Below are 15,090 nucleotides of genomic sequence, written 5' to 3' on the forward strand. Positions count from 1 at the left end.
GACTTGGGGTTAAACCAAGCCCTCATTATTTTTATGTTAAAAGCATTGACAACGGTTACATGGCGTGAGAAAATGTACGCGCGTACATAAATATTGATTTTTAATCATTACATGATTTATTGGTGAGCTAGAAGGGGGTGAAGTTAGTGGCATCTCGTAGAGAAGTGGCTGATCTTGCGGGTGTTTCCGAGGCAACGGTATCCCGGGTGCTTAATGGGGTAGGACCTATTAAAGAAGAGACGCGGCGCAAGGTCCTTGAAGCTTCGGAACAGTTAGGCTATGTGCCCAGCGCACTTGCTCGCAGTTTTGCCAGAAGTAAGAGCGGTAACCTTGGCGTGGTGTTGCCTTATGTTCCGAAGGCGCACCTGTTCTCAGCGTATTTTTTCTCGGAAATGCTGAGTGGGATTGGCAGCAAAGCGAGAGACAATGGCATGGACCTGTTGGTTATGTTCAGGACACCAGGTGAGGTGATGAATTATACGGATCTGTTCCGGCGGCAGAAAGTGGATGCCTGCATCATCCTCGGTGCCAGAGATGATCACGAAGAACTGGCGGCCATACAGCAACTTCACCAGGAAGGTCACCCATTCTGTGTCATGAATCAGCACTTTGAGGGCCAATCGTTCACGGAGGTGGATGCGGATCATGTGGAAGGCAGCAGGCTCGCCATACGCCATCTGACGGATCAGGGATATAGCCAAATTGCTTTTCTCAATGGTCCGGATAGTTACTCTAACAGCCAGGAACGTATGGAAGGTGTCCGTCTAGGTCTGAAAGAAGCGGGGATGGAGCTGGACCCGAGCCTATTGCTTGAGGGCAATTACAGCAGACGAAGCGGCATTGAGGCGGCAGCGATTGTAGCAGATCGGTTACATGAGATCGATGCTGTATTCGCTGCCAATGACCGGATGGCTATTGGAGTCATGCATGGTTTGCGTGAACGGGGAATCCGGATTGAGGATTTTCCGGCATTTGTCGGTTATGACGACTCCGATGCTGCCGAGATGGCGGTTCCGCCGCTGAGCAGCGTCAGGGTTCCATTTTTTGAAATGGGTGAGCTTGCTGCATCGAAGCTTATGCATGGATCAGCGGGTGGAACGCCAGAAGCGAATAACCCTGTTGTAGCTGTAACCGAATCAGCAAGAGCGTTATTGCCTACTGAACTGATCATCCGTGCTTCTTCTATTCGTCAATAGTTTAATGGTGCACATATTGAAAGACTACTTATATTCCAAAAGGAGGAAATGACCATGTCAAATCGTCTTCGTGTCGGAATGGTTGGATACAAGTTTATGGGGAAGGCCCACAGCAACGCCTATCGCAGTCTGCCGATGTTCTTCCCGTCTGCTCCACTGCAGCCTGAGATGTCTGTAATCTGTGGTCGTAACGAGCAGGGAGTACAGGAGGCAGCGAACCAGTTTGGTTGGTCTGAAAGTGTTACCGATTGGCGCGAGCTTGTGAAACGGGATGATATCGATCTGATTGATATTAACGCGCCAAGTGATGCGCATAAGGAAATTGCACTGGAGGCAGCCCGTCAAGGCAAGCATCTGTTCTGTGAGAAGCCACTGGCCCTCTCGCTCGCGGATTCGCGTGAGATGCTTCAGGCAGCAGAGGATGCTGGAGTCGCCCATATGGTTGGATTCAATTATCGGTTCTCGCCAGCGGTGCAATTAGCCAAGGATCTGGTGGAGAGCGGACGACTGGGTAAGATCTATCATTTCCGTGCGTTCTTCCTTCAGGACTGGATCATGGACCCTTCGTTCCCGCTGGTATGGCGTCTGCAAAAAGAAGTGGCTGGCTCTGGATCCCATGGAGATCTGGGTGCGCACTTAATCGATCTGGCTCGTTTCCTCGTCGGTGAATTCCAGGAAGTCATCGGCATGAGCGAAACCTTCATCAAAGAGCGACCGCTTGCATCTGAGATGACCGGACTAAGTGCCAAGGGCAGTTCCAATGCAGATGCACCGAAGGGAGAAGTAACTGTTGATGATGCCACGCTTTTCTTGGCACGATTCGCAGGAGGTGCGCTAGGGAGCTTCGAGGCTACACGCTTTGCAGCAGGTCATCGCAGTACGAACTCGTTTGAGATTAACGGTAGTCTGGGCAGCGTACGATTTGATTTTGAACGGATGAATGAACTGGAAGTGTATTTTACAAAGGATGAAGAGGACGTACAGGGATTCCGCCGTGTACTGGCGACTGATCCGGCACACAAATATGCCGAAGCTTGGTGGCCTGCCGGACATACGATTGGATTCGAGCACACGTTCACACATGAAATGCTGGAGCTGATGACAGCGATCTCTGAAGGACGACAACCATCACCGAGTTTCCACGACGGGGTCGCCTGTCAGGCTGTACTGGAAGCCGTAGAACGTTCGGTGACGGAGCGGCGCTGGGTAACGCTTGAAGAGATGTAAGCAAGTAAGGCAAGCGAAGTATGGAACCACAACTAAACTATCCGAAAGCGAGTGATTGAACGATGAGTAAAGCACTGATTGTATGGGGCGGCTGGGATGGACATGAACCGGAGCAGGTAGCGACGATTTTTGAACGCATTTTGAAGGAAGAACAGTTTGAGGTTGAAGTCTCGAATACGTTGGAATCTTATGCAGACGCAGAGAAGCTGCTGGATCTGGATCTGATCGTGCCATTGTGGACGATGGGGCAGATTGAACAGGAACTGGTCAATAACGTATCAGCGGCTGTTCAGAGCGGCGTGGGCTTGGCTGGTCTTCATGGTGGCATGTGTGATGCCTTCCGAAATAACGTGGACTGGCAGTTTATGACGGGTGGACAATGGGTAGCTCATCCAGGTAACGATGGTGTGGAGTATATGGTGAACATGAAGCGCGGCTCTAGCCCGTTATTGGACCATATTGAAGATTTTCAGGTGAAAAGTGAACAATACTACCTGCACGTAGACCCGGCCGTGGAAGTGCTGGCAACGACTCGTTTTCCAGTGGTGACTGGTCCGCATGCGGCGAATGGACCCGTAGATATGCCTGTTGTCTGGACGAAACGCTGGGGCGCAGGACGGGTATTCTATAACTCGCTGGGACACCATGCGGACATTGTGGACATGAAGCCCGTAACTGAAATGATGCGCAGTGGCTTCAAATGGACGGCAGCAGGCAAAGAGCTTGCGAAGACCCGGGCAAGTGCAGTACATGAAGTGTACACAGGTATGGCGGACAATCAGAACTAATGAGATTGTAGTTTAATTGCAAACGTAATGTCAGTTTCAACGTTTCATCCTCATTGTATAAACCATTTCTGATCCACGGCGAAGGGAGCCCCAGGCATGAAAACAATGAAAGTAGGTATTATTGGCTGCGGTAAAATCAGCGGCATCTATATGGAAAACTGTCACCGGTTCGAGGTTCTGGAACTTGTTGCGGTTGCGGATCTCGACCAGAAGCGTGCCGAGGAGCAGGCAGCAGCCTATAATGTGCCTAACGTATACAGCGTCGACGAAATCTTGGCTGATCCCGAGATTGAGCTGATCATCAACCTGACCATTCCTTCCGTTCATGCGGATGTATGCTTACGTGCACTTGAAGCGGGCAAACATGTCTATGTGGAAAAACCGCTCGCGGTTACCCGTGAGGAAGGTCAGGCCGTGCTCGAAACTGCGAAGCGTAAAGGACTGCTCGTGGGTTGCGCGCCAGAGACGTTCTTCGGTTCAGGCATCCAGACTTCACTTCAATTGGTGGAGGAGGGAGTGATCGGCAAGCCGGTGGCAGCGACCGCATTTATGATGAGCCGTGGTCATGAGCACTGGCACCCAGATCCGGAGTTTTATTACGCGTCAGGCGGTGGGCCAATGTTTGACATGGGTCCATACTATCTCACGGCATTGGTCCAACTGATGGGCCCGATCAAGTCGATTGCAGGTATGACAGGTAAAGCCATGGAAGAACGGACGATTACGAGTGAGAAAAAGAGAGGCCAGACGGTTCCCGTCGAAATTCCAACTCACGTCACGGGTCTGTTGCAGTTTGAACAGGGAGCCATTGGCACGCTGATTACGAGCTTTGATGTATTTGGCGGAAGTGCACTGCCGCCGATTGAGATATATGGCACCCACGGTACATTGCAGGTACCTGACCCCAATACCTTCGGTGGTCCGGTTCGTTACCGCTTGCTGGGTGAACAGGAATGGATGGAAGTACCGCTTCTCCCAGGGTATCAGGAGAATACACGCGGCATCGGTGTGGCCGATATGGCCTATGCAGCACATAGTGGACGTGCACACCGTGCGAGCGGGGAACTGGCATACCACGTTCTTGAGGCCATGTGGGCATTCCACGATTCATCAGATGAACAGACATTCTACCAGATGAAAAGCTCGTGTCAGCGCCCGGCTGCATTGCCGGCAGATCTGCCATTATACACATTGGATCAGTAAGATAGCTATTATTGCTTATATCATGTCATGACGAAAGGCCCTTTTCCTTCAATCAAGGAAAGGGGCCTTTTTATAATTTAGGCCATTTAAGGCTCAAATCCCGCCTGACTGATCCAGATCTCATCCTCTGCAAAATAGTCTTTCATCCGCTGAGCGACAATCTGATAGGCGTCCGGATGATACCAGTGCTCCATCCCGACTTCTTGATAGAGTGACTCCATGCCGAGTCGACGGGTTCGCTTGCCTTCGCTACCATCGCCCATGAAGTAATCGTCAATGCATACACGCTGAACCAGAGGTCTCAGGATAGCTGCAAAATGTTCACTGCTGGGTAACACAGGAGCAATCGCCACCTGTGTAGGTATTCCGGCATCCCGCAACTGTTCCAGTGCGCGTAATCGACCTGCAATCGGGGGAGCGGAAGGACTGAAATGCTTGCGCATATCATCCAGATCCGTCTCCACGGTCATGCTGACCCGAACCCGGTCACCTAACTGCTGTAGCAGGTCTATATCACGGGTAACGAGCGGGCTGCGGGTTTGGACTAAGACGAAATCTGGTGGATACTGTACCATCGTTTCAAGCAATGAACGCGTGATACGCTCCTTGTACTCGGCAGGCTGATACGGGTCGGTACTGGATGACATGAACAGAGTAACTTTCCCTTTCATCCGGGCACGCTGCAATTCTTTGGCGAACACTCGGGAGGCCTCCTGTTTGACATCAACCCACGTTCCCCAATCCTCTTTTCGAAAGAGGGAGACAGGCATCTGTCTGACATAACAATAGGAACAACCGAAGGCGCAGCCTGTGTAAGGATTCAGCGTATGTGTATATCCATTAAGGAATCCTGTTCCCTTGTTGAGTAACGTTTTGGGTACTTTGTAAGTAAGATTCGTCTTCATGAGTTGTCATGCCTTTCGCGGTAATGTGCAGGTGTGAGACCTGTGTGTTTGCGAAATACAGTAATGAAATAAGCCGGGTTGGGTATACCGACATGGCGGCCAATTTCGGTGACCGTAAATCTGGTATATTCAAGCAATTTACGGGCTTCGGTCATTCGTTTTTCCTGAATATATTGAACCGGTGTGCGGCCTGTAATCCGCTTGAACACGCGATGCAGATGATAAGGGCTGCCATGACTTGCGGTGGCGAGAACATCGAGGGTCAGAGGTTGCGCATAATGCTGGTCAATATACTCCGTAATACCGTAAATCCACTCTTGATCAGGTACACGCTCGCCTGTTGGTTTGCAACGTTTGCAGGGTCTGAACTTTCGTGCTAACGCTTCTTCAACATGGTTAAATATCAGCACATTTTCAACTTTGGGAGCTCTGGATTTACAGGAAGGTCGGCAGAAAATACCCGTTGTCTGCACGCCGTAATAGAACGTTCCATCATAAGAACTATCGTTGTGGATGATGGCATGCCAGTATTTTTCCTCTATAGATTCGGGAAGTATGCGATCTTGATCTCGACTTTCCACGGTGATCACCTCACCTCTAATTATACCCTTGAATCCAAGGGAGTGACGAAGTTTCGACTTGAAAAGCAAGATATCAATACTTGGGATATAGTCCTTCCTTCAATCTGAACGAAATATGAGCTACAATATACAAGATGGTATACAAGTTAGAACTCCAATGAAATTTATAGATGAAAGAGGTAGGTAGGTATGGTTCGTTTTGGCGTAGTGGGTACCAACTGGATTACAGAAAGACTTCTGGAAGCTGCAGTACAGGTTGAAGGATTCGAGTTGACTGCCGTGTATTCAAGAACTGAAGATAAGGCAAACGCATTTGCAGATAAATATGATGTTGAACACCGCTTTACCAATCTCGAAGAGATGGGGGCAAGTGACGTAATTGATGCAGTCTACATCGCGACACCGAATACGGTTCATGCAGAGCAAGCAGAGCTTTTTCTGAGAAACGGCAAACATGTATTGTGCGAGAAGCCTTTGGCTGCAAATAGCGCGGAAGTGCGGAGCATGATCGATACAGCACGTGAACACGAGGTTCTGCTCATGGAAGCCATGAAATCGACCCTTGTTCCCCAATTCAAAATGGTGCAGTCCAACCTGCATAAAATCGGTCCGGTCCGTAAATACGTAGCAGGATACTCTCAGTATTCTTCGCGCTACGACAAGTACAAAGAGGGGATTGTCCTGAATGCGTTCAAGCCTGAACTCGCCAATGGTGCATTAATGGATCTCGGTGTGTATTGTCTCTATCCGTTGATTACATTATTTGGTGCACCTAACCGGGTTCAGTCCCAAGCGATGATGCTGGAATCTGGCGTGGATGGACAAGGCAGTGTGCTCCTGGATTATGATGGCATGGACGCGGTCGTTACATACTCCAAAATCTCCAACTCTCATGTACCCAGCGAAATCATGGGGGAACTGGGTAGCATCATCATTGACAAGATTGGTTCACCTGAACATGCAGAGATACGTTACAATGACGGTACAGTGGAGCAACTCACAGTCGAACAAACCCATCCGGCGATGTATTATGAAGTGGAGGAGTTCGTGAGTCTGGTTCAGCAAGGCCAACAGGAATCCGACATGAACACGTATGAACGCTCCTATGTTACGATGCAGGTCATGGATCAGATCCGGAAGCAGATTGGGCTTGTGTTCCCTAACGATTAATATAAGAACAGGCATGCGGGTCGATTGGATGTTGATTTTCATGTTGTCACCGTAATGAAGCTGCTGCGTGTGACCAAACAAGAGGTTCGCATTTTTCCGACAGTGGATATGTCTGGTGAACGTTACAAGCACATGGATGCATTACAATTAATACTCGTAGAGCGTGGGTGCATCGTATCCGAAAAACTAACATCTTATGAGTTTCAACGGAATGCGCACACCATGCATCAAATTGTTAAACAAAATAGAACGAGGTAGGAGGTTTTTCGGATGAATAAAGTACTTATACTTGGGGGTACACGTTTTTTCGGTAAACGTCTCGTGGATCACTTGCTGTGGGAAGGGAAGTCACAGATCACAGTCGCAACTCGCGGTAAAACGGATGTCGACTTCGGACCCGAAGTGAACCGAATCAAGATGGATCGTGAAGACCCGGGATCTCTGGCAGAGGTTGCGCAGACAGATATGTGGGATGTCGTGTACGACAATATCTGTTATTCTCCAGACGCGGCGAAAGCGGCATGTGAAGCTTTTGCAGGGCGCACCCAAAGGTACGTTTTGACATCTACATTGTCTGTGTACGGTGATCCCAAACCAGGATTTGCGGAAACGGAGTTTGACCCGTATACATATCCATTACAGTATGGGAGTGCGGAGGATTTTTCATATGGAGAAGGTAAACGGCTTGCAGAGGCTGTATTCTTCCAGGAAGCGAATTTCCCGGTTGTGGCGATGCGTATTCCCATTGTACTCGGGATTGATGATTATACGAGAAGACTTCATTTTCATATTGAACATGTGCAAAAAGGAAAACCGATCGGCATGCCGAATCCGGATGCGGAGATTGGATTCATCAATTCCACAGAAGCGGCAAGATTTCTCGCTTGGCTTGGACATTCGTCCATTACCGGTCCAGTGAATGCAGCTTCCAAGGGTGCGATTACGCTGTCAGCCATGATGCACCTGATCGAGACCGTCACTGGCATGCAGTCACAGATCCTTACGGAAACTGTGAAAGAAGACATGTCACCCTTCGGGATCGAGCAATCATGGACGATGGACACGACCAAGGCAGAGCAAGCGGGATATACGTTCGAAGCTCTGATGGACTGGTTCCCGGGACTCGTTCGTGAGGTCGCTCTCGCATTACAGTCGGAGCGGTAGAGTATAGGATTGAATGGATCATTTCAGAAAATGAACATCAAACAGGGTGCAGCCAGAGCGTAATCTCCGGTGCGCCCTTGTTCATGTTGTACAATTTTCAAATCTGTAAGGGATCACGTGGAGCAGCAGCTGAAGCCCGTATGCGCAGTTCTGATGGTAGAATAACGGTTTGGGCCTCGGAAGGGGCCTTGCCCTCAATTCGGTCAATCAGCATCTGTACCCCTCGAAATCCAAAATCATATGCGGGCTGTGCAGCTACGGTCAGAAAAGGATCAAAGGCCGAAGCCAGATCCAGATCGTCGAAGCACACGACAGAGATGTCTTCTGGCACACGTAGTCCGCGTTTGCGCAAAAGCCGAATGACTCCGATCGCAAGCATGTTATTAGCTGCAAAAATGGCTGTTGGTGGCTCCGGTTGAGAGAGCAGTCTATCCAGTCCCTCTTCGTCGCTGAAATCGCGGTAACCGGTTCGAAGCACAAGCTCAGGATCGGTACCAGCTCCGGCTTCACGCAAACCTTCTACATAGCCTTCCTCCCGCAGTCTGGCAGTAGAAACCTCCGAAGAACCATTGACCAGTGCAATGCGCCTGTGTCCCAATTGCACCAGATATCGGATCAGGTCAATTGCGCCTTCCCGGCTATCTCCGGCAATGATATCTGACGTAATGCCTGGTACGGTTCGGTCCAGGAAGACAAACGGAATGTTACGTTCCTGCAACTGTTTCAGATGAGTGAGAGAACGATCTCCCGCCGGGGCAAAGAGTACACCATCCACGCGAGTTGACAGAATAGCATCCACGTAATCCTTTTCTTTGTCGTAATCCTCGTCACTGTTGCCGAATAAGAGACGGTACCCACGAAGATGGGCTGCATCTTCAGCACCACGGGCCAGTGTTGTATAAAAAGGGTTGGTAATATCCGTAATGAGTAATGACAGCATCTGGGTTCGTTGAAGCACAAGGCTGCGTGCATTAGAGTTCGGAATATATCCAAGTTCGTCGATCACCTGTTGCACACGTTCGCGTGTCGCAGGACTTATGCGGCCTGTATGATTAATAACCTTGGATACCGTCATGGCGGAGACGTTGGCTTTTTTGGCAATATCATAAATCGTAATCAATAGAATCTAACCTTTCCGCAACATAGTCTTACCATTCTATAGGATAATGCCAATTGACAGCAAGATAGGCTCATGCTATCTTAGGGTTACCGATAACCCTAACAGGTTCTGAACGTCTTTACTACATAAACCATTTCGTTAATTTCGCTCATGCACGTTCCATCTTCTTGAATAGAGGAACTACATACAAGGCTGATTAATGAAATGGTTTATTGGTATCTTTTAAAATATGTAAACGTATTCAATACCGTAAACTGCTATTGGTCATCTGTATACGCAGGTCTTCCGTTCAACTTGGGTATCGGTTTTTCCGTCATTATCTCATTCTAATCAATGCATATGGATCAGACAGAAGGTTTCTCAATTCATACCAAATTCTATGAAGCGAATTGAAGGAGGACATTCTAGTATGACACATCAGGATTATCGTTATAAGCAGGCTTTCCCCAAGATTGGTATTCGTCCCACGATTGATGGAAGACGCAAAGGCGTTCGAGAGTCACTGGAAGAACAAACGATGCGGATGGCGACGTCTGTGGCCGAGTTGCTTTCAGCCGAACTACGTTATCCTGACGGCTTCGCAGTAGAGTGCGTTGTTGCCGAGACCTGTATTGGAGGGGTAGCTGAAGCGGCGGCAGCAGCAGAACTATTCAGCCGTTCAAACGTGGGTGTAACAATTACGGTGACACCATGCTGGTGTTACGGTACGGAAACGATGGATATGTCGTCATCCACTCCAACAGCCATCTGGGGGTTTAACGGAACTGAACGTCCGGGTGCTGTATATCTGGCTGCAGTTCTCTCTGCCCATGCACAGAAAGGCATACCTGCCTTCGGGATCTATGGAGAGGATGTTCAGGACGGAGGGGATACGACGATTCCCGATGATGTGCGTGAGAAATTACTCCGGTTCAGCCGTGCGGGTCTTGCAGCCGCTACCTTGAAAGGGCAAGCCTATCTGTCAATTGGATCGGTATCCATGGGGATTGCAGGCTCGATTGTGAACGACTCATTTTTCCAGGAGTATCTGGGCATGCGGAATGAATATGTGGATATGAGCGAACTCACTCGCCGTATTGAAGAAGAAATCTACGACCCGGAGGAGTATAAGCTCGCGCTTGCCTGGGTGAAGGAGAATTGTAGCGAAGGTCCGGACAACAACGCTGCCCATCTGCAAACGGATCGTAAACGTAAAGAGTACGAATGGGAAACGGTTGTGAAAATGACCCAAATCGTGCGTGACTTGATGGTGGGCAATCCAAGGTTGGCAGAGCTTGGGTTTACAGAAGAATCGATGGGCCATCACGCGATTGTATCCGGCTTCCAGGGACAACGGCAGTGGACAGACCATTCACCGAACGGAGATTTTCTGGAGTCGATACTGAATTCTTCCTTTGACTGGAATGGCAAACGTGCGCCTTATCTCGTTGCAACGGAGAATGATAGCTTGAATGGCGTGTCCATGTTATTTGGTTCGTTACTTACACATACGGCACAGATCTTCGCTGATGTGCGCACGTATTGGAGTCCGGATTCGGTACAGCGTGTGACGGGGCACCAGTTGGAGGGAAACGCAAAGGACGGCATTCTGCATCTGATTAACTCGGGTTCTGCAGCATTGGATGGCACCGGACAACAGTCCAAAGATGGCAAGCCTGTACTCAAGCCTTTCTGGGAAATTACAGATGAGGAAGTTCAGGACTGTCTAAAAGCAACATCGTGGAGACCGGCATCCGTAGAGTATTTCCGCGGGGGCGGCTATTCAGCGGATTTCTTGACCAAAGGCGGCATGCCTGTAACGATGACACGTCTGAATCTGGTCAAAGGACTGGGTCCGGTGCTGCAAATCGCTCAGGGTTACACGGTCGATCTGCCTGAAGATGTACATGATACGCTGGATCAGCGGACAGACCCAACATGGCCATCCACCTGGTTTGCACCTGTTCTAACCGGATCGGGAGCGTTTACTTCCGTATACGAGGTCATGAACCAATGGGGTGCGAACCATGGTTCCATCTCGTATGGTCATATCGGTGCTGATCTGATCACGCTGGCTTCCATGCTTCGCATTCCGGTCAATATGCACAATGTCCCTGAATCGGAGATTTTCCGTCCGCGGGCATGGGGATTGTTCGGCACAAGTGAGCCAGAGAGCGCAGACTACCGTGCTTGCAGTGTATTCGGCCCGCTGTATCGTTAAAGCAAGGAGGCATGGGAGAATGGGCAATCAAGCAACACATGTGCTTGCTGCAGATTACGGCGCTGGAAGTGGGCGGGTAGTCCGGGGTTCTTTTGATGGCAACAGACTGTCGTTACAGGAGGTGCACCGTTTCAACAATGAACCCGTGCAGCTGGGGGATGGATTGTATTGGGATTTCCTGCGACTTTTTCATGAGCTTAAGCAGGGGATTGTAAGAAGTACTCAAGGCGACACGTATGCGATCCGTTCCATTGCGGTAGATACGTGGGGAGTGGACTATGGACTGGTGGATGGGGCGGGAAGATTATGCGGAAACCCGCGCCATTATCGGGAAGCACGTAACGCGCATTGGATGAAAGAAGTTCTGCACATTGTAAATGAAGAAGAATTGTACTCCATGTCCGGCGTCCTGCCACAGCAGATCAATACGGTATTTCAATTGTTAGGCAGTGTACGAGAGCATGCAGAAGGTTTGCGTCCGGATATGCGGATGTTATTCATGCCTGATTTATTTCATTTTTATCTATCCGGTCAGCAGGCTTGTGAGTATACGATTGCGAGCACCAGCGGGCTGTTGCATGCAGGCGAGGCCCGTTGGAATGAACAACTGATCGGGCGTCTCGGTATACCGGAAACATTATTTCCAAGGCTCGTTCAGCCCGGTACTATGCTGGGGCAGTTAACGGATGACTTGTGCGCGGAATTACGGACTGGACCGATGCAGATAGTCTCAGTGGGATCACATGATACAGCCTCTGCCTTGGCAGCGATCCCTGCGATGGATTCAGATTTCGCTTTTATCAGCTGTGGTACCTGGTCTCTTATGGGTATGGAGCGTGATGCACCTGTGTTGGATGAACGAAGCCGTGCACTGGGATTCACGAATGAAGGGACTGTCAGTAGCAAAGTCCGCACCTTGAAAAATCGTTCAGGCCTGTGGCTGCTACAGGAATGCAAGCGGCAATGGGAGCGGGAGAATCATATATTTACACACGAAGAACTGGTTCAGCTGGCTACCTTGGCAACGCCGCATCAAAGTTACGTATCGCCAGGAGATGGAGTGTACTTGTCGCCAGGGAATATGGCTGAACGAATAAGGCAACAATGCAGTGCCAGCGGACAGATTGTACCGGAAACGACTGGAGCGGTTGTGCGTTGTATTCTGGAAAGCCTGGCGCTGGAGTTCAGGCAGACGCTGGATGAATTGCAGTTGATCACAGGTACAAGACCTCGTGTGATTCATATGGTCGGTGGCGGTGTTCATAATCGACTATTATGCCAATTCACAGCCAATGCGGCTGCGGTTCCGGTAATTACGGGTCCAGCCGAGGCGACTTCAGCCGGGAATTGCATGCTGCAATATTTGGCACATGGTGAAGTGAACAACTTGGCTGAGGTTCGGGAGGTCATGGCTGCTTCCTTTTCCCCCGAGACCTATGAGCCTGAGGATACAGAGCAGTGGCAGGAAGCCTACGAGACGTACCAACGAATGAATCAAAGAAACGCATTAAAGGAGTGATGAGGAACGTGTCTGAACAGCAAGTAAGGGAAGAGTTAACGAAATATGCCCGCAGAGCGGTTGCTCAAGGGCTTGTGGTAGGACCTGGTGGGAATCTGAGCGCCCGTTCCGAAGGGACGATGCTGTTGTCACCGAGTGGTTATGCACTTGAGGATTTGGAGCCTGACGAGTGGATCGCGATTGATATCGAGACAGGGGAGACTCGTACCGGCTCGCCCCGTCCTTCCTCTGAAGTATTGATGCATCTGTACAGCTATCGTGTGAATCCGGATATTCAGGCTATTGTGCATACGCATCCGGCATATACCATTGCACTCAGTCTCGTTTTCGATGAGTTGCCACATTTGTTTCCTGATCAGTCGGCATTGGTGGGCGATATTGGGTTCGTTCCATATGTTCTGCCAACGACGAAACTACTTGCCGATGCAGTCTCTGCAAAGGTAGAAGAACATACGGCACTCATTCTCGTCAATCACGGATTGGTCACGACGGGCAAAAACCTTCGTGAAGCATACTATCGCACCCAGGTAGTGGAAGAAAGCGCCAAGGTGTATATGATCGCAAAGGCGGCCGGGGAACCCAAAGTGCTTACTGCTGAAGAATACAAGGACATTCAGTCCCTTGAAAGTGAAGCTTACCGTGTTCAGCTGTTGCAACAACTCAAGTCTTAAACGAAGATTAATCATTCGTCAAAACCTGACACGAAAGTGGATAATCCACTATTTTTCTCGACAACTATTGCATAACCTGAAATACCGAGTATAATACTGGGTAAATAGATGAAAAGGGGATGCAATAAACGATGAAAACACATGCTGAATTGAACTCACTTCTTGTTGACGATTATCTGGATCTCCTGAACATAGCGAAACAGCTAGGTGATGAGGAATGGAAAGATGCTATTCTCCAAGCATTGAAGGAAGAAGTCGATGCGAATCATCATCTGGATTCAAAGGAAGTAAGGCAGGATTTATGGAGTCAATTTGAAGGGATTAATGAACAGATGCATGATCTGTTAATGCAACTGAAGCATGCTGACAATCCAGAAGACAAAGAGCAGATTATTGAAATGATCTGGGGATTGAAAGTGGACCGTCATGCCATCACACGTAAACTTGAAACCATGAGCCGTGCCAGCGCTGGACATCAATAAGCTCAAAGGTTAATCATACATCGAAAACCCGCGTGCTTCCTGGGAATAATCCCTGGGTCGCACGCGGGTTTTGTTTTTTGCTTTGTTTGTTATGCTACTTTTTGAACTACCTTTCTAAAACTGTTTTGCGAAAGTGCGTGCTTGCCCGATAGCTTGTTGCTTGATCTCATCCGCACGATCTTTATATTGATTATGCCCCTCTACAAAAATGCCATCGAGCTTGGGCACGCCGAGGAAAGACATGATAATGCTCAGGTAACGGTGACCGGATTCCATCTGGGCCGCAGGGCCTTCGGAATAAATGCCACCGCGGGCCTGAATATGCAGCGCTTTTTTGTCAGACAGCAGTCCAACAGGACCTTGTTCCGTATAACGAAATGTTTTGCCAGCTACGCAGATGGAGTCGACATAAGCCTTTAGAATTGGAGGGAACGAGAAGTTCCACATCGGGGTTACAAAAACATATTTATCTGCTGAGGCAAATTGATCCGAAAGTTCATTCAAACGACTTACTTTCGTCTGCTCTTCGGCAGTCAGATCACTGCCCGATTGCAGTTTGCCCCATCCACTGAAGACATCCGCATCGATATGGGGAATATCCGAGCGATACAGATCGAGGTGAACAACCTCATCAGAAGGGTGACTTTCACGATACGCATCAATAAATGCTTTACCTGTAGCCATGCTAAAGGAGGTTTCATGATCATGAGGATGGGCAGTAATATACAATAAGGTAGACATGTTATTTCTTCCTCTCTGTGCGATTCATGGGGTGAACCGATGTTGGTACTAATGAAGCGACCGCTGTAGTATGCATCGATTGCCCCGTTTTATACGTCAGAAAGGGAACCAGATGGAATGATC

Annotated in this window: 14 protein-coding genes; 10 read left to right on the forward strand and 4 right to left on the reverse strand. The window is 49.3% G+C overall.

Going from position 1 to position 15,090, the window contains the following annotated elements:
• Nucleotides 1–146: 146 nt before the first annotated feature.
• The 4 genes from AC4G47_RS12795 (at nucleotide 147) to AC4G47_RS12810 (ending at nucleotide 4,414) form a co-directional block, all read left to right on the forward strand.
• Nucleotides 147–1,196: a LacI family DNA-binding transcriptional regulator gene (locus AC4G47_RS12795; RefSeq protein ID WP_458122778.1), complete on the forward strand. Its 1,050-nt coding sequence runs from the start codon at nucleotides 147–149 to the stop codon at nucleotides 1,194–1,196.
• Between the two features lie 54 nt (nucleotides 1,197–1,250).
• Nucleotides 1,251–2,423: a Gfo/Idh/MocA family protein gene (locus AC4G47_RS12800; RefSeq protein ID WP_458122777.1), complete on the forward strand. Its 1,173-nt coding sequence runs from the start codon at nucleotides 1,251–1,253 to the stop codon at nucleotides 2,421–2,423.
• 62 nt (nucleotides 2,424–2,485) lie between these two features.
• Nucleotides 2,486–3,211 carry a ThuA domain-containing protein gene (locus AC4G47_RS12805; RefSeq protein ID WP_491106238.1) on the forward strand — a complete coding sequence of 242 codons (726 nt, stop codon included), beginning with the start codon at nucleotides 2,486–2,488 and terminating at the stop codon, nucleotides 3,209–3,211.
• A gap of 96 nt (nucleotides 3,212–3,307) precedes the next feature.
• The gene (locus tag AC4G47_RS12810; RefSeq protein WP_491106239.1) at nucleotides 3,308–4,414 is read left to right on the forward strand and encodes a Gfo/Idh/MocA family protein; all 1,107 of its coding nucleotides are present in this window, start codon (nucleotides 3,308–3,310) and stop codon (nucleotides 4,412–4,414) included.
• Between the two features lie 86 nt (nucleotides 4,415–4,500).
• Here AC4G47_RS12810 and AC4G47_RS12815 read toward each other — a convergent pair whose 3' ends face one another.
• On the reverse strand, nucleotides 4,501–5,319 hold the full coding sequence (locus AC4G47_RS12815) for an SPL family radical SAM protein (RefSeq protein ID WP_491106240.1): 819 nt from the start codon (nucleotides 5,317–5,319) through the stop codon (nucleotides 4,501–4,503).
• Nucleotides 5,316–5,900, reverse strand: a complete 585-nt coding sequence (locus AC4G47_RS12820) for a bifunctional transcriptional activator/DNA repair enzyme AdaA (protein ID WP_491106241.1) — start codon at nucleotides 5,898–5,900, stop codon at nucleotides 5,316–5,318. The genes AC4G47_RS12815 and AC4G47_RS12820 overlap by 4 nt, the downstream gene beginning before the upstream one ends.
• 189 nt (nucleotides 5,901–6,089) lie before the next feature.
• On the opposite strand from AC4G47_RS12820, the gene AC4G47_RS12825 reads away from it, so the two are divergent.
• Nucleotides 6,090–7,070 (forward strand): Gfo/Idh/MocA family protein, encoded by a 981-nt coding sequence (locus tag AC4G47_RS12825; protein WP_491106242.1) that lies wholly within the window; start codon nucleotides 6,090–6,092, stop codon nucleotides 7,068–7,070.
• A gap of 270 nt (nucleotides 7,071–7,340) precedes the next feature.
• Complete coding sequence (locus tag AC4G47_RS12830; RefSeq protein ID WP_491106243.1) at nucleotides 7,341–8,234, forward strand: NAD-dependent epimerase/dehydratase family protein; 894 nt, start codon at nucleotides 7,341–7,343, stop codon at nucleotides 8,232–8,234.
• A gap of 97 nt (nucleotides 8,235–8,331) precedes the next feature.
• Here AC4G47_RS12830 and AC4G47_RS12835 read toward each other — a convergent pair whose 3' ends face one another.
• Nucleotides 8,332–9,354 (reverse strand): LacI family DNA-binding transcriptional regulator, encoded by a 1,023-nt coding sequence (locus AC4G47_RS12835; protein ID WP_491106244.1) that lies wholly within the window; start codon nucleotides 9,352–9,354, stop codon nucleotides 8,332–8,334.
• Nucleotides 9,355–9,763: 409 nt separating this feature from the next.
• On the opposite strand from AC4G47_RS12835, the gene AC4G47_RS12840 reads away from it, so the two are divergent.
• The 4 genes from AC4G47_RS12840 to AC4G47_RS12855 all read left to right on the forward strand — a co-directional run bounded on the left by AC4G47_RS12840 (nucleotide 9,764) and on the right by AC4G47_RS12855 (nucleotide 14,226).
• Nucleotides 9,764–11,554 carry an L-fucose isomerase gene (locus AC4G47_RS12840; RefSeq protein WP_491106245.1) on the forward strand — a complete coding sequence of 597 codons (1,791 nt, stop codon included), beginning with the start codon at nucleotides 9,764–9,766 and terminating at the stop codon, nucleotides 11,552–11,554.
• A 19-nt stretch (nucleotides 11,555–11,573) separates the two neighbouring features.
• Nucleotides 11,574–13,073: a rhamnulokinase gene (locus tag AC4G47_RS12845; protein ID WP_491106246.1), complete on the forward strand. Its 1,500-nt coding sequence runs from the start codon at nucleotides 11,574–11,576 to the stop codon at nucleotides 13,071–13,073.
• Nucleotides 13,074–13,081: 8 nt separating this feature from the next.
• Nucleotides 13,082–13,744 (forward strand): class II aldolase/adducin family protein, encoded by a 663-nt coding sequence (locus AC4G47_RS12850; protein ID WP_491106247.1) that lies wholly within the window; start codon nucleotides 13,082–13,084, stop codon nucleotides 13,742–13,744.
• Between the two features lie 131 nt (nucleotides 13,745–13,875).
• Complete coding sequence (locus AC4G47_RS12855; RefSeq protein ID WP_491106248.1) at nucleotides 13,876–14,226, forward strand: hypothetical protein; 351 nt, start codon at nucleotides 13,876–13,878, stop codon at nucleotides 14,224–14,226.
• Between the two features lie 114 nt (nucleotides 14,227–14,340).
• Here AC4G47_RS12855 and AC4G47_RS12860 read toward each other — a convergent pair whose 3' ends face one another.
• A complete protein-coding gene (locus AC4G47_RS12860; RefSeq protein ID WP_491106249.1) occupies nucleotides 14,341–14,967 on the reverse strand; it encodes an FMN-dependent NADH-azoreductase in 627 nt (208 codons plus the stop codon).
• Nucleotides 14,968–15,090 lie beyond the last annotated feature (123 nt).

This window comes from Paenibacillus sp. Negev47 (assembly GCF_058313655.1).

Coding starts and splice junctions, on each gene's coding strand:
- AC4G47_RS12815 (WP_491106240.1), bottom strand. CDS start 5,319: ATGAAGACGAATCTTACTTACAAAGTACCCAAAACGTTACTCAACAAG.
- AC4G47_RS12805 (WP_491106238.1), top strand. CDS start 2,486: ATGAGTAAAGCACTGATTGTATGGGGCGGCTGGGATGGACATGAACCG.
- AC4G47_RS12855 (WP_491106248.1), top strand. CDS start 13,876: ATGAAAACACATGCTGAATTGAACTCACTTCTTGTTGACGATTATCTG.
- AC4G47_RS12810 (WP_491106239.1), top strand. CDS start 3,308: ATGAAAACAATGAAAGTAGGTATTATTGGCTGCGGTAAAATCAGCGGC.
- AC4G47_RS12825 (WP_491106242.1), top strand. CDS start 6,090: ATGGTTCGTTTTGGCGTAGTGGGTACCAACTGGATTACAGAAAGACTT.
- AC4G47_RS12845 (WP_491106246.1), top strand. CDS start 11,574: ATGGGCAATCAAGCAACACATGTGCTTGCTGCAGATTACGGCGCTGGA.
- AC4G47_RS12840 (WP_491106245.1), top strand. CDS start 9,764: ATGACACATCAGGATTATCGTTATAAGCAGGCTTTCCCCAAGATTGGT.
- AC4G47_RS12800 (WP_458122777.1), top strand. CDS start 1,251: ATGTCAAATCGTCTTCGTGTCGGAATGGTTGGATACAAGTTTATGGGG.
- AC4G47_RS12860 (WP_491106249.1), bottom strand. CDS start 14,967: ATGTCTACCTTATTGTATATTACTGCCCATCCTCATGATCATGAAACC.
- AC4G47_RS12830 (WP_491106243.1), top strand. CDS start 7,341: ATGAATAAAGTACTTATACTTGGGGGTACACGTTTTTTCGGTAAACGT.